Consider the following 24,131-nt stretch of genomic DNA (forward strand, 5'->3'; position numbering starts at 1 on the left):
GAAAAGCGCCCCGCGGGGCGCTTTTTCTTTTCAATGACAACCTCGCTGCCGGCGCAGCTCAATGGCTGCGCCGATGCTTCCTGACCACCATCCACCGCGGCGCGCGGAATCGCACGATGCTGATATACAGCCACACATAGGTCAGCGCGAACAGTACGACGAACACGAACAGATGCACCGTGTGCCGCCAGAACAGCGTCGCGGGAATCACCGCGACGAGGCACAACAGCCACAGATACGGCGAAGTCAGCGAATTGCGCCGCGTCAGGTCGTGCGCGTGCTGCGTGCCGACGGCCCAGCGCATCAGCCGCTTGTACACGAGCATGTGCAGGTGCACGCCGTCGGGAATTCCCGGCGACATCCCGCGGATGAATTTCTTCCGGTAGATCGAGAAACACGTCTCGAAGATCGGGTACATGAACAGCAGCACCGGATACCACGCGGATACCTCGTGATTGCGCATCACCAGCAAGATCGCCAGTTCGGCGAGCATGAACCCGATGAAATACGCGCCGCCATCGCCGAGAAAAATCAATCCGGCCGGGAAGTTCCACAGGAAAAATCCGAGCACGGCGCCCATCATGATGATCGACGCGGACATCACGACCGGGTCGTTCACGTGAAATGCGACATACGCGAGCGATGCGAACATCATGAAGCTGACCATCGACGCGAGCCCGTTGAAGCCGTCGATGATGTTGATCGCGTTCGCGAGCGCGGCAACGGCGAGCACCGTGACGAATGCCGAAATGGCGACGTAATGGAGCAGGAAGTCGAGCGGCGGCACGCTGATGCGCGTGACGCGGATATCGATCAGCCAGAACGCGAGCGCCGCGGCGCCCATCGTGCAGAGCAGCCGTGCGCGCGGCGACACACGCTTGGTCAGGTCCTCGACGAGCCCCGACAGGAACGCCGGCATCCCGCAGGCGACGATCCCGAGAATGCTGCCCGCGATCGTCGGATAGCGCCGGGACAGGATCAGCGCGGCGATGACGACGCCGGCGAGGATCCCGATGCCCCCGACACGCGGCACCGGCCGCACGTGGAATTTCTGCACGCCGGCCAGATCGCTGTCGATCGAGAATTTCTCGTGCAAATGCGCGTAGCGCACGATGAACAGCGTGACGAGCAGGGAAACGATGAAGCCGGACGCGAAGCTGAGCATGGGATCGCTCGAAAATGGGATGGCGGATTATACAAAACCGCGCGGGTTCCCCTCCTGCCATCGCCAGTGGTCGGCGCACATCTCTTCGATGCCGAGCGTCGCGCGCCAGCCGATGATGTCGGCGGCGGCCTGCGGGTTCGCATAGCACTCGGCGATGTCGCCCGGGCGGCGCGCGACGAGTTCGTACGGCACGGGTCGGCCCGAGGCCTTCTCGAACGCGCGCACGACTTCGAGCACGCTGTAGCCCTGCCCGGTGCCGAGGTTCACGACGAAGCTCGCATCGCGCTTCACGAGCGCATCGAGCGCGGCGATGTGCCCCTTCGCCAGATCGACGACGTGGATATAGTCGCGTACGCCGGTGCCGTCCGGTGTCGGGTAGTCGGAGCCGAACACGCGCAGCTTCTCCAGCTTGCCGACGGCGACCTGCGCGACGTACGGCATCAGGTTGTTCGGAATGCCGGCCGGATCCTCGCCGATCAGCCCGCTCGCGTGTGCGCCGACCGGGTTGAAGTAGCGCAGCGTCGCGATCCGCCACGACGGGTCCGACACTTCGAGATCGCGCAGGATCTGCTCGGCGATCAGTTTCGACTGGCCGTACGGGTTCGTCGCGGACAGCGGGAACGATTCGTCGATCGGCGAGCGCTCGGGCACGCCGTACACGGTGGCCGACGAACTGAACACGAACTGCCGGACCTTGCGCTCGCGCATCACCTTCAGCACCGCGAGCAGCCCGCCGATGTTGTTCTGGTAATACTCGAGCGGCTTCGCGACCGATTCGCCGACGGCTTTCAGCGCCGCGAAATGGATCGTGCCGGTGATCGGGTGCGCGTCGAAAACCCTGGCGAGCGCGGCTTCGTCGCACACGTCCACCTGGTGGAACGCGGGCGTCTTGCCGGTGATCCGCTCGATGCGGCGCACGGCTTCGGCCTTGCTGTTGACGAGGTTGTCGACGATCACGACATCGTAACCGTTGTCGAGCAGCTCGACGGCCGTGTGCGAGCCGATGTAGCCCGCGCCGCCGGTAACGAGGATAGTGCCTTTAGCGGTCATTGCAGATGCGCTCCTTCAGAGTGTGATGCCTGTCAACGAGTGGATGGTACGCCGGTAGCGCTCGACGACCTGCTGCTCGTCGAATTCCGCGGCCACCTTCTGCCGGCCGCGCGCACCCATCGCGTCGCGTCCGGCCGGTCCGAGTTCGATCATGCGGATCAGGTGCTCCGCGAGGCTCGCGCTGTCGCGCGCGCGGCACAGGAAGCCCGTTTCGCCGTCGGCGACCACGTCGCGGCAGCCCGGCACATCGGTCGCGACGATCGGGCGTCCCATCGCGGACGCCTCCATCAGCGTGCGCGGCACGCCTTCGCGGTACGACGGCAGCACGACGCAGTCGGCCGCCGCGATATGCGGGCGCACGTCGTGCGCCTCGCCGAGATACTCGACGACGCCTTCGGCCACCCATGCATCGACGTCCGCGCGGCCGATCGCGCTCGGATTGTCGACGCCGAGCGGCCCGAGCAGCTGGAAGCGCGCCCGCGGATGGCGCGCGCGCACGCTGCGCGCGGCCTCGACGTATTCGCGCACGCCCTTGTCCCACAGCAGGCGGCCGATCAGGATGAAGACCGGTGCGTCGCCGGCCGGCAGCGGCACGGGCGCGAACTGTTCGAGATCGACGCCTTCGCCGTGCAGCAGCTGCGCGCGCTCGGGATGCGCGAGCAGCTTCTCGTCGGTGAAGGTCGCGAGGTCGTCGCGGTTCAGGAACCACACTTCGCGCGGGAAGCGGAACGCGAACCGGTACAGGCGCTTGGCGACGCTCGCCGCGCGGCTTTTCTGGATGAACACGTAGCCGAGCCCGGTCGTGACCGCGATCGACGGCACGCGCGCGAGCCACGCCGCGACCGAGCCGTAGATGTTCGGCTTGATCGTGTAATGAAACACGAGATCGGGCTTCAGCGCGCGGTAATGGCGAAACAGCGCCGCCAGCGTGCCGAGATCCTCGCGCGGGCTCGTGCCTTTCGACGCGACCGCGAGCGCCACGTAGCGGCAGCCCATCTGCTCGAGCAGCGGCACGGTGCGGTCGTGCGGCGCGATCACGATCACCTCGGCGCCGCGCGCGACGAGCGCACGGATCAGCCCATGGCGATACGTGTAGATCGCCCAGGCCGTGTTGCAGACGAGCGCGATGCGCAGCGAAGGGGTGGCGGTCATGAAAAAAAGAAAAAATAAAGCGGTCGAAAATGCCGAAAACGCGTCAGGCCGACGGCCGCGCGGCAAACAGCGTCTGCTTGATCCGCTGCAGCGTACGGTACGGCGTCACGAAATGCAGCAGGTTCTTGGCGAGGCCGGCCCAGTCGTACGGGTTCAGCGCGTTGAAATGGCGCAGCAGCAGCGCCAGCGTCGACACGAGCTGGCGGCGGCGCTTCGTCGCGCTGATCCCGCCCTCGTTGAGCTCGTAATAGAGGCCGAGCTCGGGCAGGTTCGCGCAATCGTAGCGTTGCATTAACCGTAAAAAAAGATCGAGATCCTCGGCCGCGCGGTATTTCGCGCGATAGTTGCCGACCTCGCGCACGGCGTCGATGCGCAGCATCACCGACGGATGCACGAGCGGCGAGCGCAGGAAGCGCGTGCGGCGCAGCGTGCGCGGCTCGGCGGGCGGCGTCAGCATGAAGCGCGGCTCGCCGGCGCGCGACACGACCTGCGTCCACATGCCGACGCAGGCCACGCGCGGATGCGCGTCGAGATACGCGCGCTGCTTCGCGAGGCGCTGCGGCGCGGCGAGATCGCCCGCGTCGATGCGGGCCGCGTAGCGGAAGCCGTGCGCGGCGAGCGCGTCAATGCCGGCTTCGAGCGCGCGCTCGATGCCGCCGTTCTGCGGCATGCGCAGCACCTCGATCGACAGGCCCGGCATATCGGGCGCGACGATCGGCGGCGTGCTGCCGTCGTCGACGATCAGCACGTGCACGCGCGTGTCCTCGCGAAACGACGCGAGGGTCCGCACGACGTCGTCGTGCCCGTTGTAGGCCGGCATCAGCACGGCCACGTCGTCGAGCGAGGGCGCGGAATCGGGAGGCGTCATGGGCGCAGCTTGAAACGAATGTAATAAAAATTGACGGCGGCGGCGGCCAGATAGCCGGCCGCCAGCCCGACGAGCGCGCCGTACAGGCCGAGCCGCGGGATCGCGAGCAGGTTGACGAGGGCGGCGATCGCGAGCGCGAGCACCCATTTCGACAGCAACACGAATTTTGCTTGATATTTGAGCACGATAAGATTGCCTATCGCCTCGATGCCGGCCGGCACGGACAGCCAGACGGCCCAGCGGAAGATGTCGACCGACGCTTCGTAGCCGGGCCCGAACACCTTGCCGACGATCAGCGGCGCGGCGGCGTCCAGCACGAGCGCGCCGGCCGTCATCAGGCCGGCCGTCATCGCGATCAGCCGGACGATGTTGCGGCGCAGCCGCGCGACGTCCTGCACGCGATACACGAACGCCGGCGCGATGGTCTGCGCGAGCATCAGCGCGAGCGTGATCCAGTTCTCGTTGAGCTGCTGCGCGGCCGAGTAGCGGCCGAGATCGGCAAACGACACGTGACGCTCGAGCATCAGGCGGTCGAGCTTCAGGAACAGGTACATGCAGATCAGGCCGAGCCAGAACACGGTGCCGGCCGTCGCGAAATGCTTGAACAGCGGTGTGTCGAACGTCCAGCCGAGCCGGTCGCCGTTACGATGCCGGTAGTACAGCAGCAGCGCGAAGCCGATCGCGGCGGCCTCGAGCGCCCACAGCCACGCGAAGCGCGCGGGGCCGGCGGCGGCGCGCACCAGCAGCCAGACCAGCAGCGCCTTCGCGAGCGCGGTGAGCATGCTGGTCACGAGCTGCGGCTTGCTGTAGGTCATGCTCTGCAGCCACGCGTTGATCACGCCGACGAACGGCTCGCGGAACACCATCGTGACCGCGAGGCCCGCGAGCATCGCGCCCACCAGCGGATCGAACGCGCCGGCGGCGATTGCGATCCAGGTCGCGACGAGCGCGGCGGCCGACACGGCGATGCGCAGCGCGAACGCGCTGCCGAGCACCGCGCCGAGCTGGCCGGGCGGGCGCTGGACGATGGTCGGAACCAGGATTTCGGCACCGCACACCCAGGTGAGCGGCGCCAGCACGAGGAGCAGCGTATTCGCATACTGCCATTTGCCGAACACATCCGGCCCGAAATAACGGGCCAGCAGGCCGCTGATCGCGATCGCGACGCCGATCTGCGTAAGCCGTTCGAGCCCCAGCCAGACGAGGTTCGCGACGGCTTTCGCGACGTCCGGATTGGCGAAGCGCTTCAGCATGCGGGGCCGCCGCACGCGCGCGAAGCGGCTGGCAGGACGCCCGGAGGCAGCGGTTTGGCGGCGGCGGGACGGCTAGGCATTAAAATGGGCGGAATACGCGTCATCAAAACCCGCGATTATAAGTGGGATCGGGATCGCTCCAGCGATCCCCGATCCCGGTTCCGCAGGGCTTGCCGCGCGATGCGCGGCGCCGGCGAGAGGCGGCCAGAATCATTTTCCATGCACGAACCGAGAGAGAATCGATGATCTCCCAATCCATCTTCAAGGCATATGACATTCGCGGCGTGGTCGGCAAGACGCTCGACGCCGACACGGCGCGCAGCATCGGCCGGGCGTTCGGCAGCGAAGTGCGCGCGCAGGGCGGCGACGCGGTCGTCGTCGGGCGCGACGGCCGCCTGTCCGGACCGGAACTCGTCGGCGCGCTCGCCGACGGGCTGCGGGCGGCAGGCGTCGACGTCGTCGACGTCGGCATGGTGCCCACGCCGGTCGGCTATTTCGCGGCGAGCGTGCCGCTCGCGCTGAAAGGCGGCGAGCGCCGCGTCGATTCGTGCATCGTCGTCACCGGCAGCCATAACCCGCCCGACTACAACGGCTTCAAGATGGTGCTGCGCGGCGCGGCGATCTACGGCGAGCAGATCCAGGCGCTGTACCGCCGCATCGTCGACGAGCGCTTCGAGAGCGGCAGCGGCACGTACGAAGAGTACGACGTGGCCGATGCGTACATCGACCGCATCGTCGGCGACATCAAGCTCGCACGCCCGCTGAAGCTCGTGGTCGACGCCGGCAACGGCGTCGCGGGCCCGCTCGCGACGCGCCTGTTCAAGGCGCTCGGCTGTACGCTCGTCGAGCGCTTCACCGACATCGACGGTACGTTCCCGAACCATCACCCCGATCCGGCCCACCCGGAAAACCTGCAGGACGTGATCCAGGCGCTGAAGGACACGGATGCCGAGCTCGGCTTCGCGTTCGACGGCGACGGCGATCGTCTGGGCGTCGTCACGAAGGACGGCCAGATCATTTATCCCGATCGTCAGCTGATGCTGTTCGCCGAGGAAGTGCTGTCGCGCAACCCGGGCGCGCAGATCATCTACGACGTGAAGTGCACGCGCCACCTCGCGCAATGGGTGAAGTCGAAGGGCGGCGAGCCGCTGATGTGGAAGACGGGCCACTCGCTGGTGAAGGCGAAGCTGCGCGAGACGGGCTCGCCGCTCGCGGGCGAGATGAGCGGCCACGTGTTCTTCAAGGATCGCTGGTATGGCTTCGACGACGGTCTCTACACCGGCGCGCGGCTGCTCGAGATCCTCGCGAAGACGGCCGATCCGAGCGCGGTGCTGAACGCGCTGCCCGATGCGATGAGCACGCCGGAACTGCAGCTGAAGCTCGAGGAAGGCGAGAACTTCCGCCTGATCGAGAAGCTGCAGAAGGAAGCGAAGTTCGACGGCGCGGACGAAGTCGTGACGATCGACGGTCTGCGCGTCGAGTATCCGGACGGCTTCGGGCTCGCGCGTTCGTCGAACACGACGCCGGTCGTCGTGCTGCGCTTCGAGGCGGAGACGCAGGACGGGCTCAAGCGCATCCAGGACGACTTCCGCCGCGTGCTGACGGCCGCGAAGCCGGACGTGACGCTGCCGTTCTGAGTCGAGGCGGCCTCGGGCCGCCGCCGGCGCGACGACACGGACCGTCGTCGCGCCATTCCCGAAAAAGCGGCGTGCGCGTGACGCGTGCGGCCGCTTTTTGTCAATCTGCGCCCCCGGGCGAGATAAAATCCCCCCTTTATGCCTGTCGCCGGCTGCCAGCCGGCGTTTTTTCAGCGTGCAAAAGATCCTGATCGTGCGCGTGTCGTCGCTGGGCGACGTCGTGCACAACATGCCGGTGATCGCCGATATCCGGCGCCGCCATCCCGATGCGCAGATCGACTGGCTCGTCGAGGAAGGTTTCGTCGACCTCGTGAAGCTCGTCGACGGCGTGCGCAACGTGCTGCCGTTCTCGCTGCGCCGCTGGCGCAAGAAGCCGTTCGCCGCGGCGACCTGGCGCGAGATCCGCGCGTTCCGCAGGCGGCTCGCGGCCGAACACTACGACCTCGTGATCGACTGCCAGGGCCTCATCAAGACGGCCTGGGTCGCGAGCTGGGCGCGCGGCCCGCTCGTCGGCCTCGGCAACCGGACCGACGGCGCGGGCTACGAGTGGCCGGTGCGCTTCTTCTATCGCAAGCGCGTGCCGATCGCGCCGCGCACGCACGTCGTCGAGCGTTCGCGGCAACTCGTCGCGGCCGCGCTCGGCGATCCCGAGCCGACGCCGGCCGACCCGGTCGATTTCGGTCTCGACACGCGCGACGCGTCGCGCGCGATCGCGGCGGTCGGGCTGAACCTGCCGGTGCCGTACGTGGTGTTCGTCCATGCGACGTCGCGCGCCGACAAGCAGTGGCCGGACGCCGCGTGGATCGAGCTGGGCCAGGCGCTGGTGCGGCGCGGCGCGTCGCTCGTGCTGCCGTGGGGCAACGACGCGGAGCGCGCGACCAGCGAGCGGCTCGCGAAGGAATTCGGCGCGGCCGCGATCGTGCCGCCGAAACTGTCGCTGCCGGCCGTGGTCGGCCTGATCGACGGCGCGGCGGCGACCGTCGGGGTTGACACAGGTCTGGTTCACATCGCGGCCGCGCTGAAGCGTCCGACGGTCGAACTGTACAATTTCGCGACGGCCTGGCGGACCGGCGGCTACTGGTCGCCGAACGTCGTCAATCTCGGCACGGCGGGGCAGCCCCCGTCGATCGCGCAGGTGAAGTCGGCGCTCGCGGGCTTCGGTCTCCTGTAATGCCTGTCAGACACGCGAACCGATCATGAGCGAATCCCAGATCATCGAAGTCGCGTCCGCCGACTGGAGCGGACACAACCTGTCGGCGCCGCGCGAGCAGCTGCTCGCCGCGGTCGAGGAGGGCAAGGTGCTGTATTTCCCGCACCTGCGCTTCGCGATCGAAGGCGGCGAGGAGGCGCTGCTCGATCCGGCGCTCGCCGATCCGAAACGCAAGAACATCAGCCTCGCGCCGAACGGCGGCGCGCTGGCCGGCGTGCTCGGCGACGGCGTCACGCAATCGGCGGTGCGCGCGCTGGTCGCGCGCTTCCAGCAACAGGCCGGCACGCTGGTCGACGGGCTGTTTCCCGAATACCGCGGCAAGCTGCGCGTCGCGCCGACGAGCCTGCGGCTGATGCAGGTCGAGACGCGCCAGACGTCGTGGCGCAAGGACGACAGCCGGCTGCACGTCGACGCGTTCCCGTCGCGGCCGAACTATGGCGAGCGGATCCTGCGCGTGTTCACCAACGTGAACCCGGCCGGCGCGCCGCGCGTGTGGCGTGTCGGCGAACCGTTCGAGGACGTCGCGAAGCGCTTCCTGCCGAAGATCCGCCCGCAATTGCCGGGCTCCGCGTGGCTGCTGAACCTGCTGCATGTGACGAAGTCGCCGCGCAGCGCCTACGACCATCTGATGCTGAACCTGCACGACAGCATGAAGGCCGATCTCGACTACCAGAAAAACAGCCCGCAGCAGACGATGCCGTTTCCGCCGGGCAGCGTGTGGATATGTTTCTCCGACCAGACTTCGCACGCTGTGATGTCCGGCCAGTTCATGCTCGAGCAGACGTTCTTCCTGCCGGTCGACGCGATGGTGCGCCGCGAGTGTGCGCCGCTCGGCATTCTCGAGCGCCTGACCGGCAGGACGCTGGTTTGAGCGCGCCGCGTTTCCCGCACCTCGACCGGACGGGCGCATGCTGAGGGCGATCTATCGCGCGCTATGGTGGCTCGTCGCGCCGCTCGCCGTCGTGCGTCTCTATCTGCGCTCGCGCAAGGAGCGCGGCTATCGCGAGCATATCGGCGAACGTTTCGGCCACGTCGCGGGCCGCTCGCCCGACGATCGTGCGCCGCTGATCTGGGTGCATGCGGTGTCGGTCGGCGAGACGCGCGCCGCGCAGCCGCTGATCGACGCGCTGATGCGCGCGCGGCCCGACGCACGGATCCTGCTCACGCACATGACGCCGAGCGGCCGCGCGACCGGCGAGCAGATCTTCGGCGACCGCGTGCTGCGCTGCTACCTGCCGTACGACATGCCGGGCGCCGTGCGGCGCTTTCTGCGTGCATGGCGGCCGACGCTCGGCCTCGTGATGGAAACCGAGGTGTGGCCGACGCTGATCGACGAGTGCCGGCGCGCGGACGTGCCGCTCGTGCTGACCAATGCGCGGATGTCGGCGCGCTCGTCGCGGCGGGCCGCGAAGTTCGGCGCGGCGGCGCATGAAGTGTTCGGCGGCTTCTCGCGCGTGCTCGCGCAGAGTCCGGCCGACGCGGAACGGCTGACGTCGCTCGGCGCGCGCAACGTCGCCGTGCTCGGCAACCTGAAATTCGACATGACGACGCCGCCGGAACTCGCGGCGCGCGGCCACGCGTGGCGCGCCGCGATCGGCACGCGCCCGGTATGGGTCGCGGCGAGCACGCGCGAGAACGAGGAGGCGCTGGTGCTGCAGGCGTTTGCGGCGATGCGCACGCCCGGTGCGCTGCTGATGCTGGTGCCGCGTCATCCGCAGCGTTTTGCCGAGGTCGAGGCGCTGGCCGCGCGCGAAGGGTTCAAGTGCGTGCGACGCTCCGTGTGGGCGGCCGACGCGGCCGCGCTCGCCGCAGGCCGGCCGGCTGCCGCCGAACCGCTGCCGGACGACGTGACGGTGCTGCTCGGCGATTCGATGGGCGAGCTCGGCGCGTACTACGCGGCGTCCGATATCGCGTTCATCGGCGGCAGTCTGCTGCCGCTTGGCGGGCAGAACCTGATCGAGGCATGCGCGGTCGGCGTGCCGGTCGTGATCGGGCCGCACGTGTTCAACTTCACGCAGGCGACCGCCGATGCGGTCGCGGCCGGCGCGGCGCTGCAGGTCGCGGATCCGCTTGATCTCGCGCATGTGCTCGACGCGCTGTTCGCCGACAACGCGCGACGCATCGCGATGGGCGCGGCCGGCGCGGCGTTCGCGGCACGCCATCGCGGCGCGACCGCGCGTACGGTCGATGTGCTGGCGGCGTTGCTGCCGCCGGTGGAGCGGGATGCGGGTTCGATGCAGGACGATCAGGGCAAGTAGCTGTAGCGACTTGCATTCGAGCGCGTTGCGCTCGGCGCCGATAGATAGCGCGATTTCGACAAGCGGGCGGGAAAGCGCAGTTACTGTCGCGCTATTTGTCGACCTGCTGTTTCCCGCGATAGTGTTGCCACATCCGCATGATGGCTACGTAGGCGAGCACTGCCACGATCAGTTCGATCGTTATCCATACGCCGATATACAAACCCTCGGGATCGCGGACACCGAGCCAATCCGACGCGCGCCACCATGCGCGCGCTTCGGCTGGCGTCCATTTGTGGTATGGACGGACATAACGAAACGAGAGATAAAACAATCCGGCAAATAGCGCGATTTTGAATAGCCCGCGGGCAAGAGAAGTCATTCTCGGTCGCTATTGTTCAACATGGCTTTTTTGCCGCGATAGTATCGCCACACCCGCGTGATTGCCATGTAGGCGAGCACTGCCACGATCAGTTCGATAGTCACCCATACAACGAAATACAAGTCATCCGGATCGTGAACGCCGAGCCACTCCGAGGCACGCCACCATGCGCGCGCTTCTGCGGGCGTCCATTCGTTGGATAGCGGAATATAACGAACTGAAATAACAAATAGACCGATAAATAGCAAAGCCTTCAGTAGCCTACGGGCAAGTGTTGCCATGTGCGATGACCTCAATTGCTCCGTACGCATCAAGCCCCGAACTCCCGGCGGGGAGCGGCGTGGTATGCAGCAGGGCCGAACGAATTCTCAGAAAATCGACTCGGCTCGGCAGGGTAATGCAGCCAAGTGATACACCTTCACCACCTGCCGGATGCAACCGGAATTGACCGCGCTGAACGCCATTAATCCACGTTTCATCATCAATCATCCCATCATCTCGATACAGTGCAAACCATTCACTGTGATCGGTCGCATTTCCCCTGATGGTGTTCCATTGATCTTTTGTCCAAGCGTATGCTTGGGACCGCACGCCGCCAGTAGGACGTGTGACGATCCAGTATTTACCGGCAGGAATCGGGCCGTTATTGGGGACCGCCGTGCAGCCCCCGCGATTCCGGTAGATGCCGTTGCCGGAGAACGCATCGAACGTCCCCAAACCATCAATGGTAAGCGGCGAAAAAAACTCGTTATTCACCAGAAATCTACCGGTATAAGCCATTGACTGCCTCCGCTTATCCGACGTCATTCCACGAATCGGTGTATTTGACGTTGCCGTCGAGATAATGCCAGGTGATGCGTTCATACATCATCGAGACGGCTTCGAGATGATTGAGCGCGGACACCTGTGACAATCTGGTATTCGCCATACCGGGATTGATGCCGCAGACTTTGACACCTTCGAGCAGCATCACGAAATATGCTTCTTCTCTTCCCGCATCGTTGATGCGATACCACTTGATCTCGGCCGACTGCAGCGTCTGCCCTGTCGCCACGGCTTTGTAGAGATACGGCGTTGCCGCGTCGAATTCCTTTTCGAACGCAACCGGTGAATGTGTGCGCTTGCCGGTGATCTTGCCGTTGGCGCCATCGACCGGCAGATTTACACCGTGGCCGAAGCTGATGATTTCAATGCTGCCTCCGCGGCCCTGGACGGTTGACGAGCCTCTGATGGCAGTGCCGCCGTCGTCCTTGAGCCACATGTGTGCGGGGATCAGCATTTCGAGGTCCTTACCAAAAGAAACAGTAAGGAAATGATGCTAGCCGCGCACAACTGACTGCACAATGTCGCTAGGGCACCTGTCGGCAGTGCACGCGCCTCTGTGTACGCAAATGCGTGTGCGTGCCTGCCTGGACACTTATTCAAACTGTCAACAACCCCTTCTTCTCGATGAACGCGACGACTTCCGCGACGCCGTCGAGCGCCTTCAGATTCGTCATCACGTAAGGCCGCTCACCGCGCATCTTCCTCGTGTCGGACGCCATCACGTCGAGGTTCGCGCCGACCAGCGGTGCAAGATCGGTCTTGTTGATCACGAGCAGGTCCGACTTCGTGATGCCGGGCCCGCCCTTGCGCGGAATCTTTTCCCCACCCGCGACGTCGATCACGTAGATCGTCAGGTCCGACAACTCGGGGCTGAACGTCGCCGCGAGATTGTCGCCGCCCGATTCGATGAACACGATGTCGGCATCGGGAAAGCGCGACAGCATCCGGTCGACGGCCTCGAGATTGATCGACGCATCCTCGCGGATCGCCGTGTGCGGGCAGCCGCCCGTCTCGACGCCCATGATGCGTTCTTCTGGCAGCGCGCCGGCGACCGTCAGCAGGCGCTGGTCTTCCTTCGTATAGATGTCGTTGGTGATCGCGACGAGGTCGTACTTGTCGCGCATCGCCTTGCACAGCATTTCGAGCAGCGTGGTCTTGCCGGAGCCGACGGGGCCGCCGATGCCGACGCGCAGCGGCGGCAGTTCCTTGGTGCGGCGGACGGGCGAGGAAGCAGGTGTGTTCATGGTCTGGCGTCGTAGTTCAGGAGCGGAACAACCGCGAATACTGGGTTTCGTGCCGCGCGGACAGGATGCCGAGCTGCGGCGCGAACGTGTTGACTGCATCGGCCGGTGTCGCGAGCGCGCGGCGCACGGCCGCGTCGATCGCGCCACGCAGCGCGACGATGATGCGCTGGCCAGCGAGCTGGCCGAGCGGCACGGCTTTCAGCGCGGCGGCCGTCTGGTTCTCGACCCAGCCGAATGCGTAGGCGGCGAGCACCGCATCGGCGCCGGCGTCGTGCGCGGCGGCCGCATAGGCGAACGCGGTCGGCAGCGCGATCGGCGACAGCGACGCGAGCGTCGCGCGACGCGCGGCGTCGCCCCATTCGAGCGACGCGCAGAGCTGCGCGAGCGACCAGCCCATCTGTTCGGTCTCGCGACGCAGTTCCGACGATTCGCGGCTCGCGACGAACCACGCGTTTTCCGTGGCGAGCGCAGGCGCGTCGTGCGCATGCCAGCGCGCGAGCTGGTGCGCGAGGAACGGCAGTTCGCCGTGCGCGAGCACGTCGGTCAGGCCGCTCGCGATCCAGTCGCGCGCGCTGTCCGCGTCGTGGATCAGGTTCGCGTCGAGCGCCGCTTCGAGACCCTGCGAATAGCTGAACGCGCCGATCGGCAGCGCCGGCGACGCGAGATGCAGCAGCGCGACGAGTTCAGTGGTGGTCATGGCCGTGGCCGTGCGTGCAACCCGGACCATGTTGATGATCGTGATCGTGATCGTGATCGTGATCGTGATCGTGATCGTGCGAGTGCGAGTGCGAGTGCCCGTGGTGTTCGCCGAACACCTGCTGCGCGAGCGCGTAATCCTCCGCGAACGTCGCGTCGTGCCCGTGCTTGTGGCCGCCGCCGTACGCGCCGGCTTCCGGCTGGAACGGCGCGCTCGCTTCCTCGACCTGCGTGCCGAGCCGGCGCAGCATGTCGGCGAGCACGGGGTCGGCCTCGAGCTTCAGGTAGCCGTCGCCGATCTCGACCGGCGTGTGGCGGTTGCCGAGGTGATAGGCGGCGCGCATCAGCGTCAGCGGATCGGCCGCGCGCACCAGCAGCACGGTCTCGGGTGCCGCGGCGATGCGCACGAGCGCGCCGTCGTCGGCGACCAGCACGTCGCCGTCGCGCAGCACGGTGCCGCGCGGCAGCAGCACCGCGACGTCCTCGCCGGTGTCGAGCGTCGCCGCGAGGCGGCTCTTGCAGCGGGCGTCGTAGGCGAGCGTGAGCGTCGGCGCGCGCGCGACGAGCGACGCGGCGAGTTTCACGTTCGGGGCGATGCGTTTGTCGAGGGTGCGCATGGAACAGGGAGCAAGAAAATCAGAACAGGAAATAGCGCTGCGCCATCGGCAGCACCGACGCGGGTTCGCAGGTGAGCAGCTGGCCGTCGGCGATCACGTCGTAGGTTTCGGGATCGACGCTGATCGTCGGGCGCCACGCGTTGTGGATCATGTCGGCCTTCGTCACGTGGCGGCAATTGCGCACCGGCACGATCCGCTTCGCGAGGCCGTAGCGTTCCGCAATGCCTGCGTCGGCCGCCATCTGCGACACGAAGGTCAGCGACGTGCGCGCGAGCGCGCCGCCGCGCGTGGCGAACATCTCGCGGTAATGAACCGGCTGCGGCGTCGGGATCGACCCGTTCGGATCGCCCATCTGCGCGACCGCGATCATCCCGCCCTTCAGGATCATCGACGGCTTGATGCCGAAGAACGCCGGTTCCCACAGCACGAGGTCGGCCCACTTGCCGGGCTCGATCGAGCCGACTTCGTGCGCGATGCCGTGCGTGATCGCCGGGTTGATCGTGTATTTCGCGACGTAGCGCTTCGCGCGGAAGTTGTCGTTGCGCGCCGTGTCTTCCGGCAGCGCGCCGCGCTGCACCTTCATCTTGTGCGCGGTCTGCCAGGTGCGGATGATCACTTCGCCGACGCGGCCCATCGCCTGCGAATCGGACGACAGCATCGACAGCGCGCCGAGATCGTGCAGGATGTCCTCGGCCGCGATCGTCTCGCGGCGGATCCGCGATTCGGCGAACGCGAGATCCTCGGCGATCGACGGATCGAGGTGATGGCACACCATCAGCATGTCGAGGTGTTCTTCGAGCGTGTTGATCGTGTAGGGGCGCGTCGGATTGGTCGACGACGGCAGCACGTTCGCCTCGCCGCACACCTTCAGGATGTCGGGCGCATGGCCACCGCCTGCGCCTTCGGTGTGGTACGTGTGGATCGTGCGGCCCTTGAACGCGGCGACCGTCGATTCGACGAAGCCGGCTTCGTTCAGCGTGTCGGTGTGGATCGCGACCTGCGTGTCGGTGTCGTCCGCGACCGACAGGCAGTTGTCGATCGCGGCGGGCGTCGTGCCCCAGTCCTCGTGCAGCTTCAGCCCGATCGCGCCGGCCGCGATCTGCTCGACGAGCGGCTGTGGCAGGCTCGCGTTGCCCTTGCCGAGAAAGCCGAGATTGATCGGCCAGCCGTCGGCGGCCTGCAGCATGCGCTCCATGTGCCACGGGCCCGGCGTGCAGGTCGTCGCGTTGGTGCCGGTGGCCGGCCCGGTGCCGCCGCCGAGCATCGTCGTGACGCCCGACGCGAGCGCCTCGTCGATCTGCTGCGGGCTGATGAAGTGGATATGCGTGTCGATGCCGCCCGCGGTCACGATCAGGCCTTCGCCGGCGATCACCTCGGTCGCCGCGCCGATCGCGATCGTCACGCCGGGCTGGATGTCGGGATTGCCGGCCTTGCCGATCGCGGCGATGCGGCCGTTCTTGATCGCGATGTCGGCCTTCACGATGCCCCAGTGATCGAGGATCACCGCGTTCGTGACGATCGTGTCGGGCACGTCGGCGGCCACGCGCTGCGACTGGCCCATGCCGTCGCGGATCACTTTCCCGCCGCCGAATTTCACTTCCTCGCCGTAGGTCGTGTAGTCGCGTTCGATCTCGATCAGCAGTTCGGTATCGGCGAGGCGGACGCGGTCGCCCGTCGTCGGCCCGAACATCTCCGCGTACGCGCGGCGGCTCAAGCGTAGTGTCATGTCGTGCTGTTCCTGAAGAGGAGGGCCGGCCGCGCTCAGAGCGGCCCCATCACCTTGCCCTGAAAACCGTAGACGGCGCGGTCGCCCGCCAGCGCGACGAGCTCGACGGTGCGCGTCTGGCCCGGCTCGAAGCGCACGGCCGTGCCGGCCGCGATGTTGAGCCGGAAGCCGCGCGCGGCCGCGCGATCGAACGACAGCGCGTCGTTGACCTCGAAGAAGTGATAGTGCGAGCCGACCTGCACGGGCCGGTCGCCGGTGTTCGCGACGACGAGCGAGAGCGTCGCGCGGCCCGCGTTCAGTTCGTGCTCGCCGTCGTCGGTGAGGATTTCGCCGGGGATCATGCGCGGTGCCTTACGGAATCGGGTGATGGACGGTGACGAGCTTCGTGCCGTCGGGGAAGGTCGCTTCGACCTGGATGTCGGGGATCATTTCCGGCACGCCGTCCATCACGTCGTCGCGCGTGAGCAGCGTCGTGCCGTAGTGCATCACTTCGGCGACGGTCTTGCCGTCGCGTGCGGCTTCCATCAGCGCGGCGGTGATGAAGGCGACCGCTTCCGGATAGTTGAGCTTCAGCCCGCGTGCACGGCGGCGCTCGGCCAGCAGTGCCGCCGTGAAGATCAGCAGCTTGTCTTTTTCTCGGGGAGTCAGTTTCATGAAGGCAAACGTTCAGGAAAACGTAATGCTCGTGCGGTGCACGGCAGTGTCGTGCGAAAACGCGGCTCATCGTAGCACTGCGTCGTTTTGCGTGCGCCGTGTATCGAAGCTGTAAGGAGCAAGGCCCGTGCCATGCGGGTGCAACGCGGCACGATGCGCGTTCGTGGTGCGGGCTGCCGGCGGGCGGTGCGGTGTCGGGGCGCGCGCTGCGCCAAACTGGTGCGCTCAGGTCTGCCAGAGTCGCAGCGGCCGTGCGGCAACGCCGTGCACGATCGGACGCAGATGCAGCCAGCAGTCGATGAAGTGGCGCTGCAGCGTTTCCATCGACGCGGCGAGCGCGCGCACGACCAGCACGCCGGGCGTCACGCAGGTCGCGCCCGCGCGCAGCGTGTCGTCGAACGGCATCCGTTCGGCGAGCGCTTCGGCGAGCGCGGCGTCGCAGGCGGCGCCGGCCGCCCACAGCGTGCCGTACACCGGGAAGCCGGCGAGGCCTTGCGGCGACAGACGCAGCGGATCGTGCGCGTCGAGTCGCGCGCGCTCGGTCCACAGCGGCCGGCCGTCGGCGTCGACGAAGGCCGATGTCGACACGAGGCGGCCGGCCGACCATGTCTCGCCGGCTGCCTGCCGGCCGAGCTGCGTCGCATCCCAGCCGATCGCGCTCGCGCCCGCGCCGAGCGTCAGCGTGAAGTCGAGCGACGCATGCGCAGCGTCGAACAGCAGGTTGTTCTGCGGCAGCCAGTCGAGCTTCGCGCCCGCGCCGACCGCGATCGCGATGCGCTGCATGGCGTCCAGGCCGTTCGACTTGTACCACTTGGTCGCGCCGGGCGTCGTCAGCACCGCGTGCGCGGCGTCGCCGAGCGCGATGTCGATGTCGAGCTGGTCGCCGCCGGCGACGCCGCCCGGCGGATGGACGATCACCGCATGGCAGATCGCATCGCCTTCCGGGTACAGCGGGCGCTGCACGCGCAGCGGGCCGTCGTGCAGCCGGTGAACGAGCGTGGTGCGCGCGCCGTGCCGCTCGAAGCCGAGTTCGAGGCGGCCGCGCCACGATTTGGCGACGGCGGGGCGGGACAGCGTGGTGTGCGGATCGGAGGCGGACATCGGTCGGAATCGGGAAGCACGAAGCGTGGATGCTACAAGAACATCGACCGATGCGTGTACGGCGTGCACGGCGGCACCGCTACACCGCGATCAATTCCCGCACGCCGCTGGCTTCCATGTCGCGCGCATCGCCGCCCGCGACGATTTCGCCGCGGCTCATCACCCAGTAGCGATCGGCGATCGACTGCGCGAACTCGTAATACTGCTCGACGAGCAGCACGGTCATCTTCGATTCGTCGACGAGCTGGCGCAGCGTGCGGCCGATGTCCTGGATGATCGACGGCTGGATGCCCTCGGTCGGTTCGTCGAGGATCAGCAACTGCGGTTCGCTCATCAGCGCGCGGCCGATCGCGAGCTGCTGCTGCTGGCCGCCCGACAGATCGCCGCCGCGCCGTGCGCGCATGTCCTTGAGCACCGGGAATAGATCGTAGATGCGATCGGGCACCTTCGACGGCGCTTTGCGGCTCGCCGCGCCGACCAGCAGGTTTTCCTCGACGGTCAGTCGCGGAAAGATGTCGCGGCCCTGCGGAACGTACGCGAGCCCGGCCGCGACGCGCGCGTACGGCGGCAGCGTGCCGAGCGGCGTGCCGCGCCAGGACACCGTGCCGCTCTTCGCGGCGACGACGCCCATCAGACAGCGCAGCAGCGTCGTCTTGCCGACGCCGTTGCGGCCGAGCAGCACGGTCAGCCTGCCGTCGTCGGCCGCGAGCGTCACGTCGCGCAGGATATGGCTGCCGCCGTAGTACTGGTTCAGCGCTTCGATCTTCAGCATCGCATCATCTTCCGAGGTAGGACTCGATCACCGCGTCGTCGCGCTTGACCTGATCGAGCGTGCCCTGCGCGAGCACCGCGCCTTCGGCCATCACCGTCACGCGGCCGGTGTCGCCCGCGAGCGCCGCGACGAATTCCATGTCGTGCTCGACGACCATCATCGAGCAGGTGCCGCGCAGCGTGTTCAGCAGTTCCGCGAGTTCCATCGTCTCGTGGTCGGTCATGCCGGCCGCCGGTTCGTCGAGCAGCAGCAGCGCGGGGCGCTGCATCAGGAGCATGCCGATCTCGAGCCGCTGCTTCTGGCCGTGCGACAGTTCGCCGGCAAGGCGGAACGCATGCGCTTCGAGACCGATCAGCGCGAGCGTTTCCTCGATCTTCGCCTGTGCGGTGCGATCGAGCCGTGCGCGCAGCGACGCGAGCCAGCCCTTGTCGGCCTGCATCGCCAGCTCGAGGTTCTCCCATACCGGATGCTGCTCGAACACGGTCGGCTTCTGGAACTTGCGGCCGACGCCCGCACGCGCGATCTCGGGCTCGTTCATCCGCGCGAGATCGAGCGTCTGGCCGAGAAACACCTTGCCCGTGTCGGGGCGCGTCTTGCCGGTGATCACGTCCATCATCGTCGTCTTGCCGGCGCCGTTCGGGCCGATCACGCAGCGCAGCTCGCCCGCGTCGATCGCGAGCGACAGCTTGTTCAGCGCGCGAAAGCCGTCGAAGCTGACCTCGATGTCCTCGAGGTAGAGAATCGTGCCGTGTGACGTGTCGATGCCGGGCGGCGCGACGCGGCCCATCGACGCGGTGCCGCTGACGGCGAGCAGTTCGTCCTCGGGCGGCGGCGTGAATTGATAGAGCGCGGTGCCGTTCATGCGCGTTTCCCCTTCGCGAGCGCGGTTTCGACGAGGCCGACGATGCCGCGCGGCAGCAGCAGCGGTACGAGCACGAAGATCAGGCCGAGGAAGAACAGCCAGTATTCGGCGAAGTAAGCGGTAAACAGGCTCTTTGCGCCGTTCACCGCGAATGCGCCGACGATCGGGCCGATCAGCGTGCCGCGCCCGCCGACCGCGACCCAGATCGCCATCTCGATCGAGTTGCCGGGCGACATCTCGCCGGGATTGATGATGCCGACCTGCGGCACGTACAGCGCGCCCGCGATCCCGCACAGCACGGCCGACGCGGTCCACACGAACAGCTTGTAGGCGAGCGGGCTGTAGCCGAGGAACATCAGCCGCGTCTCGCCGTCGCGCACCGCGGTCACGACGCGCCCGAGCTTGCTCGCGACGATCGCGCGCGCGGCGACGAACGCGAGCACGAGCGTCGCGAACGTCAGCAGGAACAGCACGGTGCGCGTGCCGGGCGACGTGATCGGGAAGCCCGCGATCCGCTTGAAGTCGGTGAAGCCGTTGTTGCCGCCGAAGCCCGTCTCGTTGCGATAGAACAGCAGCATCGCGGCGAACGTCATCGCCTGCGTGATGATCGACAGGTACACGCCCTTCACGCGCGAGCGAAACGTGAAGAAGCCGAACACCCATGCGAGCACGGCCGGCACGACCACCACCAGCAGCAGCGCGACCGCCAGATGCTGCGTGCCGCTCCAGTACCACGGCAGCTGATGCCAGTCGAGGAACACCATGAAATCGGGCAGGTCGCTGCCGTACTTGCCGTCGCGGCCGATCTCGCGCATCAGGTACATGCCGATCGCGTAGCCGCCGAGCGCGAAGAACAGGCCGTGGCCGAGGCTCAGAATGCCGCAGTAGCCCCACACGAGATCGAGCGCGAGCGCGGCGATCGCGTAGCACATCAGCTTGCCGCCGAGCGTCATCGCGTAGGCGGACAGATGAAACGCGCTCGACTCGGGTGCGACGAGCGCCGCCAGCGGCACGCCGATCCCGATCGCGATGCACAGCGCGACGAGCGCAAGCCACGCACGGCGCGACAGCAGCGCGGGACGCGGCGGCAGGCCGAGCGCGAATTCGGTCGTATTGCGCGCGGCGGACGGGGAGGGCGGCGAGGCCGCGCGATTCGACAGCGTGTTCGTGAAGGAAGTCATGCCGGCGCTCCGTGACGGGCTGTTGCGACGCCGCGCCCCGGGGCGCGGCTCGTGCGTGCGGGTTGGGTCATGTCAGGCCTCCGCGCTGCGTCCCTTCAGCGCGAACATGCCCTGCGGACGTTTCTGGATGAACAGCACGATCATCACGAGCACCGCGATCTTCGCGAGCACGGCGCCCCAGAACGGCTCGATCGCCTTGCTGACGAGGCCGAGCCCGAAGCCGCCGAGCACGGTGCCCGCGATCTGCCCGACGCCGCCGAGCACGACCGCCATGAACGAGTCGATGATGTAGTTCTGGCCGAGGTCGGGGCCGACGTTGCCGATCTGCGACAGCGCGCAGCCGCCGAGGCCCGCGATGCCCGCGCCGAACGCGAACGCATAGGCATCGACGCGCGCGGTTTTCACGCCGACGCACGCGGCCATCCGGCGGTTCTGCGTGACCGCGCGCACGAACAGCCCGAGCCGCGTCTTCGTCAGCACGGCCCATGCGACGAACACGACCGCGAGCGCGAATGCGAGGATCGCGAGGCGGTTGTACGGCAGGATCAGGTTCTGCATCACGGCGACGCCGCCGCTCATCCACGACGGATTCACGACCTGCACGTTCTGCGCGCCGAACAGCATGCGCGTCGCCTGGATCAGGATCAGGCTCACGCCGAAGGTCGCGAGCAGCGTCTCGAGCGGGCGGCCGTACAGGTGCCGCAGCACGAGCCGTTCGAGCACGATGCCGACCAGCGCGGCCGCCGCGAACGACGCCGGCACCGCGACGAGCGGATACCAGTCGAACGCGGCCGGCGCGTAGCGCTGGATCAGCGTCTGCACGACGTAGGTCGCGTACGCGCCGATCATCAGGAATTCGCCGTGCGCCATGTTGATCACGCCGATCAGCCCGTAGGTGATCGCGAGACCGAGCGCCGCGAGCAGCAGCACGCTGCCGAGCGACAGGCCGGCGAACAGCGTGCCGGCGATCTCGCCGCGCCGTTGCAGCGCGTGCAGCGCATCGAGCCCTTGCTGCGCGGCGTCGCGCACGCGTGCGTCGGGCTCGGCGAAGCTGCCGTCCGCGTTCTTCGCGACGAGCGGGCGCAGCGGCTCGATCATGTCGAGGTCGCGCCGCGCGGCGACGATCTGCACGGCTTCGAGGCGCTTCGCGGGATCGGCGTCGTGCAGCGCGGCGATCGCCCACAGCGCGTCCAGTCGGCGCTTCAACGCGGGATCGGTTTCCTTTGCGCGGGCGCGATCGATCATCGGCTTCAGTGCGGGATCGGGCGATTTCAGCAGCGCGTCGATCGCGTCGCGCCGCGTCGCGACGTCGGGCGACGCGAGCGCGAGGCCCGACAGCGCGCCGGCGATCTTCGTGCGCAGCAGGTTGTTCAGCATCACCGGCTGTGCGTCGCCCGCGGGCGTCGCGGCCTGCGTGAGCGCATCGTGTGCGGTGTCGCCGGTCTGGATCAGCAGGCGGCCGTCGCCGGTCGCGAGCGCGTCGCCCGTCGACAACGCGTTGAGCAGCGCGACGGCGCGCGGGTCGGGATCGGCGGCGAGCCGCTCGACCGCGGCCGTCTTTGCGTCGAAGTCGTCGCCGGCGAGCGCGGCGGTGTCGGCGGCCGTCAGCGCGAACGCGGCGCGCGGCAGGCTGCCCGCAAGGGCGGCACACGCGACGATCGCGACGGCAATTCGGCGTAGGCGTGTAGGCATGAAGGGCATCCGGTCAGGCGTGGGAAAGCGAACTCGTGCGGCGGCGGGGCGGCATCGGCGATGCACGGCGCGATGCCCGGCGCGCCGCGCACGCGCGCGACGCGCCGCATCGCGTCAGGCCAGCGCCGCGCGCTGCCGGCGCAGGAATGCCGGAATCGACGTGACGATGTCGGGCTTGCCCTGGTTGCCGGCGATGAACGGGCTCCACGGTTGTGCGCGGATCGCGGTCTTGGTCTTCCACACGACGTTGAACTGCCCGTCGCCGCGGATCTCGCCGATCATCACCGGCTTGTGCAGATGATGGTTGCCGTCCATCGACAGCGTGAAGCCGGACGGCGCGGCGACGCTCTGGCCGATCATCGCGACGCGCACCTTGTCGACGTCGGTGCTCTTCGCCTTCTCGACGGCCTGCTTCCACATGTGGATGCCCACGTAGGTCGCCTCCATCGGATCGTTGGTCACGCGCTTCGCGCCGCCCGGCAGATTGTTCGCCTTCACCCATGCGGCGAACTGATCCTTGAACTTCGTGTTGGTCGGGTTCTTCACCGACATGAAGTAGTTCCACGCGGCGAGATGGCCGACCAGCGGCTTCGTGTCGATCCCGCGCAGCTCTTCCTCGCCGACCGAGAACGCGACGACAGGCACGTCGGTCGCCTTGATCCCCTGGTTGCCGAGTTCCTTGTAGAACGGCACGTTCGAATCGCCGTTGATCGTCGACACCACGGTCGTCTTGCCGCCCTGCGAGAAGTTCTTGATGTTCGCGACGATGGTCTGGTAGTCGCTGTGGCCGAACGGCGTGTAGACCTCCTGAATATCGGCGTCCTTCACGCCCTTCGATTTCAGGAACGCGCGCAGGATCTTGTTGGTCGTGCGCGGATACACGTAGTCGGTGCCGAGCAGGAAGAAGCGCTTCGCGCCGCCGCCTTCCGCGCTCATCAGGTACTCGACGGCCGGGATCGCCTGCTGGTTCGGCGCGGCGCCCGTGTAGAACACGTTGCGCGACATTTCCTCGCCTTCGTACTGCACCGGGTAGTAGAGCAGGCCGTTCAGTTCCTCGAACACGGGCAGCACGGACTTGCGCGACACCGACGTCCAGCAGCCGAACACGCAGGCGACCTTGTCCTGCGTGAGCAGCTGGCGCGCCTTCTCGGCGAACAGCGGCCAGTTCGATGCAGGATCGACGACGACCGGCTCGATCTTGCGGCCCATCACGCCGCCACTCTTGTTGATGTCGGCGATCGTCATCAGCGCGGTGTCCTTCAGCGACGTTTCGGAGATCGCCATCGTGCCCGACAGCGAGTGCAGGATGCCGACCTTGATCGGGCCGGTGCCCGCATCGGCCGCATGCGCGAACGGGCTCTTGCCCGCCAGCGCGAGCGCGCCGGCCATCGAGCCGAACTTCAACAGACTGCGTCGTTTCATCGGATGCCCCTTGACGTGTTGGATGTGCGTGCGCCGTTGCGGCGCCGACCGTCGGGGTTACGCAAGGCACGTGCCAGTCGCGCACATGCACGCCCGGCGTGCGTGCGGGCGCACCGGCGATGGCGTGGATGACGCATCGTGCGGCATGGATGGTCCGTCGCGGTGCAGTCGCGCGGCGTAATTGGTGCACGGGCCGCGTTGTCGTTCAGCGGCGAACGCGCGGGGCGCGATTGTCGTGCGCACGGTTCGCGTGACGGCGGGCCGGGCGTGCATGCGATGCGCGCGCGAAGTGCAGCAAAGGGGCGAGGCGGTGCGATGACGGCGACGTGCCGGTCATCTCGTCGTCGCTCGCGATCGACGACGCGCGAATGACCAGGCGGTGCGC

25 protein-coding genes are annotated in these 24,131 nt (G+C 67.4%); 4 read left to right on the forward strand and 21 right to left on the reverse strand.

Going from position 1 to position 24,131, the window contains the following annotated elements; all coding sequences use genetic code 11:
* Positions 1–58 precede the first annotated feature (58 nt).
* Genes WS57_RS21895 through WS57_RS21915 form a run of 5 tightly spaced genes read right to left on the reverse strand, consistent with a single transcriptional unit; the run spans position 59 to position 5,488 of the window.
* Complete coding sequence (locus WS57_RS21895; protein WP_009689135.1) at positions 59–1,165, reverse strand: MraY family glycosyltransferase; 1,107 nt, start codon at positions 1,163–1,165, stop codon at positions 59–61.
* Between the two features lie 27 nt (positions 1,166–1,192).
* On the reverse strand, positions 1,193–2,215 hold the full coding sequence (galE, locus tag WS57_RS21900) for a UDP-glucose 4-epimerase GalE (RefSeq protein WP_009689134.1): 1,023 nt from the start codon (positions 2,213–2,215) through the stop codon (positions 1,193–1,195).
* Between the two features lie 15 nt (positions 2,216–2,230).
* Positions 2,231–3,367, reverse strand: a complete 1,137-nt coding sequence (locus tag WS57_RS21905; protein ID WP_059519151.1) for a glycosyltransferase family 4 protein — start codon at positions 3,365–3,367, stop codon at positions 2,231–2,233.
* A gap of 43 nt (positions 3,368–3,410) precedes the next feature.
* Entirely contained in the window at positions 3,411–4,235 is an 825-nt protein-coding gene (locus tag WS57_RS21910) for a glycosyltransferase (protein ID WP_059519154.1), read from the reverse strand.
* A complete protein-coding gene (locus tag WS57_RS21915) occupies positions 4,232–5,488 on the reverse strand; it encodes a lipopolysaccharide biosynthesis protein (RefSeq protein ID WP_059519156.1) in 1,257 nt (418 codons plus the stop codon). The genes WS57_RS21910 and WS57_RS21915 overlap by 4 nt, the downstream gene beginning before the upstream one ends.
* Positions 5,489–5,730: 242 nt before the next feature.
* Between WS57_RS21915 and WS57_RS21920 the strand changes: the two genes are divergently transcribed.
* The 4 genes from WS57_RS21920 to waaA all read left to right on the forward strand — a co-directional run bounded on the left by WS57_RS21920 (position 5,731) and on the right by waaA (position 10,593).
* Positions 5,731–7,125 (forward strand): phosphomannomutase/phosphoglucomutase, encoded by a 1,395-nt coding sequence (locus WS57_RS21920; RefSeq protein WP_069244842.1) that lies wholly within the window; start codon positions 5,731–5,733, stop codon positions 7,123–7,125.
* Positions 7,126–7,300: 175 nt separating this feature from the next.
* The gene (gene waaC / locus WS57_RS21925; protein WP_040126789.1) at positions 7,301–8,296 is read left to right on the forward strand and encodes a lipopolysaccharide heptosyltransferase I; all 996 of its coding nucleotides are present in this window, start codon (positions 7,301–7,303) and stop codon (positions 8,294–8,296) included.
* Positions 8,297–8,321: 25 nt separating this feature from the next.
* Positions 8,322–9,206 (forward strand): Kdo hydroxylase family protein, encoded by an 885-nt coding sequence (locus WS57_RS21930; protein WP_040126790.1) that lies wholly within the window; start codon positions 8,322–8,324, stop codon positions 9,204–9,206.
* 37 nt (positions 9,207–9,243) lie between these two features.
* Positions 9,244–10,593 carry a lipid IV(A) 3-deoxy-D-manno-octulosonic acid transferase gene (gene waaA, locus WS57_RS21935; protein WP_059517072.1) on the forward strand — a complete coding sequence of 450 codons (1,350 nt, stop codon included), beginning with the start codon at positions 9,244–9,246 and terminating at the stop codon, positions 10,591–10,593.
* Between the two features lie 91 nt (positions 10,594–10,684).
* On the opposite strand, the gene WS57_RS21940 is transcribed toward waaA, so the two are convergent.
* From WS57_RS21940 to urtA, 16 genes are all read right to left on the reverse strand, one after another.
* A complete protein-coding gene (locus tag WS57_RS21940) occupies positions 10,685–10,954 on the reverse strand; it encodes a hypothetical protein (RefSeq protein ID WP_059517070.1) in 270 nt (89 codons plus the stop codon).
* Positions 10,951–11,235 (reverse strand): hypothetical protein, encoded by a 285-nt coding sequence (locus WS57_RS36060; RefSeq protein ID WP_081056820.1) that lies wholly within the window; start codon positions 11,233–11,235, stop codon positions 10,951–10,953. The genes WS57_RS21940 and WS57_RS36060 overlap by 4 nt, the downstream gene beginning before the upstream one ends.
* Complete coding sequence (locus WS57_RS36065) at positions 11,216–11,734, reverse strand: DUF2778 domain-containing protein (RefSeq protein ID WP_081056821.1); 519 nt, start codon at positions 11,732–11,734, stop codon at positions 11,216–11,218. Before WS57_RS36065 ends, WS57_RS36060 begins: the two co-directional genes overlap by 20 nt.
* A 13-nt stretch (positions 11,735–11,747) precedes the next feature.
* Positions 11,748–12,233: an Hcp family type VI secretion system effector gene (locus tag WS57_RS21945; protein ID WP_069244843.1), complete on the reverse strand. Its 486-nt coding sequence runs from the start codon at positions 12,231–12,233 to the stop codon at positions 11,748–11,750.
* A gap of 142 nt (positions 12,234–12,375) precedes the next feature.
* The gene (ureG, locus tag WS57_RS21950) at positions 12,376–13,023 is read right to left on the reverse strand and encodes an urease accessory protein UreG (protein WP_059517065.1); all 648 of its coding nucleotides are present in this window, start codon (positions 13,021–13,023) and stop codon (positions 12,376–12,378) included.
* 16 nt (positions 13,024–13,039) lie between these two features.
* Positions 13,040–13,720: an urease accessory protein UreF gene (locus WS57_RS21955; protein WP_059517063.1), complete on the reverse strand. Its 681-nt coding sequence runs from the start codon at positions 13,718–13,720 to the stop codon at positions 13,040–13,042.
* Positions 13,707–14,336, reverse strand: a complete 630-nt coding sequence (gene ureE / locus WS57_RS21960; RefSeq protein WP_069244844.1) for an urease accessory protein UreE — start codon at positions 14,334–14,336, stop codon at positions 13,707–13,709. The genes WS57_RS21955 and ureE overlap by 14 nt, the downstream gene beginning before the upstream one ends.
* A gap of 19 nt (positions 14,337–14,355) precedes the next feature.
* Entirely contained in the window at positions 14,356–16,062 is a 1,707-nt protein-coding gene (gene ureC / locus WS57_RS21965) for an urease subunit alpha (protein ID WP_059517059.1), read from the reverse strand.
* Positions 16,063–16,097: 35 nt separating this feature from the next.
* Positions 16,098–16,403 carry an urease subunit beta gene (locus tag WS57_RS21970; RefSeq protein ID WP_040126797.1) on the reverse strand — a complete coding sequence of 102 codons (306 nt, stop codon included), beginning with the start codon at positions 16,401–16,403 and terminating at the stop codon, positions 16,098–16,100.
* A gap of 10 nt (positions 16,404–16,413) precedes the next feature.
* Positions 16,414–16,716 (reverse strand): urease subunit gamma, encoded by a 303-nt coding sequence (gene ureA, locus WS57_RS21975; RefSeq protein WP_006406310.1) that lies wholly within the window; start codon positions 16,714–16,716, stop codon positions 16,414–16,416.
* A 225-nt stretch (positions 16,717–16,941) separates the two neighbouring features.
* Positions 16,942–17,817: an urease accessory protein UreD gene (locus WS57_RS21980; protein WP_059517057.1), complete on the reverse strand. Its 876-nt coding sequence runs from the start codon at positions 17,815–17,817 to the stop codon at positions 16,942–16,944.
* 79 nt (positions 17,818–17,896) lie between these two features.
* Positions 17,897–18,589 (reverse strand): urea ABC transporter ATP-binding subunit UrtE, encoded by a 693-nt coding sequence (gene urtE, locus WS57_RS21985; RefSeq protein ID WP_040126799.1) that lies wholly within the window; start codon positions 18,587–18,589, stop codon positions 17,897–17,899.
* A gap of 4 nt (positions 18,590–18,593) precedes the next feature.
* Positions 18,594–19,451, reverse strand: coding sequence for an urea ABC transporter ATP-binding protein UrtD (gene urtD / locus WS57_RS21990; RefSeq protein ID WP_040126800.1), 858 nt, complete (start codon positions 19,449–19,451; stop codon positions 18,594–18,596).
* A complete protein-coding gene (urtC, locus tag WS57_RS21995) occupies positions 19,448–20,632 on the reverse strand; it encodes an urea ABC transporter permease subunit UrtC (RefSeq protein WP_059517055.1) in 1,185 nt (394 codons plus the stop codon). Before urtC ends, urtD begins: the two co-directional genes overlap by 4 nt.
* 72 nt (positions 20,633–20,704) lie before the next feature.
* Positions 20,705–22,324 carry an urea ABC transporter permease subunit UrtB gene (urtB, locus tag WS57_RS22000; protein WP_059517078.1) on the reverse strand — a complete coding sequence of 540 codons (1,620 nt, stop codon included), beginning with the start codon at positions 22,322–22,324 and terminating at the stop codon, positions 20,705–20,707.
* A 114-nt stretch (positions 22,325–22,438) separates the two neighbouring features.
* The gene (gene urtA / locus WS57_RS22005; RefSeq protein ID WP_040126802.1) at positions 22,439–23,746 is read right to left on the reverse strand and encodes an urea ABC transporter substrate-binding protein; all 1,308 of its coding nucleotides are present in this window, start codon (positions 23,744–23,746) and stop codon (positions 22,439–22,441) included.
* Positions 23,747–24,131: the final 385 nt, after the last annotated feature.

Origin of the sequence: Burkholderia pseudomultivorans, assembly GCF_001718415.1 — a bacterium.
In the GTDB taxonomy this organism is placed as follows: domain Bacteria; phylum Pseudomonadota; class Gammaproteobacteria; order Burkholderiales; family Burkholderiaceae; genus Burkholderia; species Burkholderia pseudomultivorans_A.

Coding starts and splice junctions, on each gene's coding strand:
- WS57_RS21895 (WP_009689135.1), bottom strand. CDS start 1,165: ATGCTCAGCTTCGCGTCCGGCTTCATCGTTTCCCTGCTCGTCACGCTG.
- galE (WP_009689134.1), bottom strand. CDS start 2,215: ATGACCGCTAAAGGCACTATCCTCGTTACCGGCGGCGCGGGCTACATC.
- WS57_RS21905 (WP_059519151.1), bottom strand. CDS start 3,367: ATGACCGCCACCCCTTCGCTGCGCATCGCGCTCGTCTGCAACACGGCC.
- WS57_RS21910 (WP_059519154.1), bottom strand. CDS start 4,235: ATGACGCCTCCCGATTCCGCGCCCTCGCTCGACGACGTGGCCGTGCTG.
- WS57_RS21915 (WP_059519156.1), bottom strand. CDS start 5,488: ATGCTGAAGCGCTTCGCCAATCCGGACGTCGCGAAAGCCGTCGCGAAC.
- WS57_RS21920 (WP_069244842.1), top strand. CDS start 5,731: ATGATCTCCCAATCCATCTTCAAGGCATATGACATTCGCGGCGTGGTC.
- WS57_RS21930 (WP_040126790.1), top strand. CDS start 8,322: ATGAGCGAATCCCAGATCATCGAAGTCGCGTCCGCCGACTGGAGCGGA.
- waaA (WP_059517072.1), top strand. CDS start 9,244: ATGCTGAGGGCGATCTATCGCGCGCTATGGTGGCTCGTCGCGCCGCTC.
- WS57_RS21940 (WP_059517070.1), bottom strand. CDS start 10,954: ATGACTTCTCTTGCCCGCGGGCTATTCAAAATCGCGCTATTTGCCGGA.
- WS57_RS36060 (WP_081056820.1), bottom strand. CDS start 11,235: ATGGCAACACTTGCCCGTAGGCTACTGAAGGCTTTGCTATTTATCGGT.
- WS57_RS36065 (WP_081056821.1), bottom strand. CDS start 11,734: ATGGCTTATACCGGTAGATTTCTGGTGAATAACGAGTTTTTTTCGCCG.
- WS57_RS21945 (WP_069244843.1), bottom strand. CDS start 12,233: ATGCTGATCCCCGCACACATGTGGCTCAAGGACGACGGCGGCACTGCC.
- ureG (WP_059517065.1), bottom strand. CDS start 13,023: ATGAACACACCTGCTTCCTCGCCCGTCCGCCGCACCAAGGAACTGCCG.
- WS57_RS21955 (WP_059517063.1), bottom strand. CDS start 13,720: ATGACCACCACTGAACTCGTCGCGCTGCTGCATCTCGCGTCGCCGGCG.
- ureE (WP_069244844.1), bottom strand. CDS start 14,336: ATGCGCACCCTCGACAAACGCATCGCCCCGAACGTGAAACTCGCCGCG.
- ureC (WP_059517059.1), bottom strand. CDS start 16,062: ATGACACTACGCTTGAGCCGCCGCGCGTACGCGGAGATGTTCGGGCCG.
- WS57_RS21970 (WP_040126797.1), bottom strand. CDS start 16,403: ATGATCCCCGGCGAAATCCTCACCGACGACGGCGAGCACGAACTGAAC.
- ureA (WP_006406310.1), bottom strand. CDS start 16,716: ATGAAACTGACTCCCCGAGAAAAAGACAAGCTGCTGATCTTCACGGCG.
- WS57_RS21980 (WP_059517057.1), bottom strand. CDS start 17,817: ATGTCCGCCTCCGATCCGCACACCACGCTGTCCCGCCCCGCCGTCGCC.
- urtE (WP_040126799.1), bottom strand. CDS start 18,589: ATGCTGAAGATCGAAGCGCTGAACCAGTACTACGGCGGCAGCCATATC.
- urtD (WP_040126800.1), bottom strand. CDS start 19,451: ATGAACGGCACCGCGCTCTATCAATTCACGCCGCCGCCCGAGGACGAA.
- urtC (WP_059517055.1), bottom strand. CDS start 20,632: ATGACTTCCTTCACGAACACGCTGTCGAATCGCGCGGCCTCGCCGCCC.
- urtB (WP_059517078.1), bottom strand. CDS start 22,324: ATGCCTACACGCCTACGCCGAATTGCCGTCGCGATCGTCGCGTGTGCC.
- urtA (WP_040126802.1), bottom strand. CDS start 23,746: ATGAAACGACGCAGTCTGTTGAAGTTCGGCTCGATGGCCGGCGCGCTC.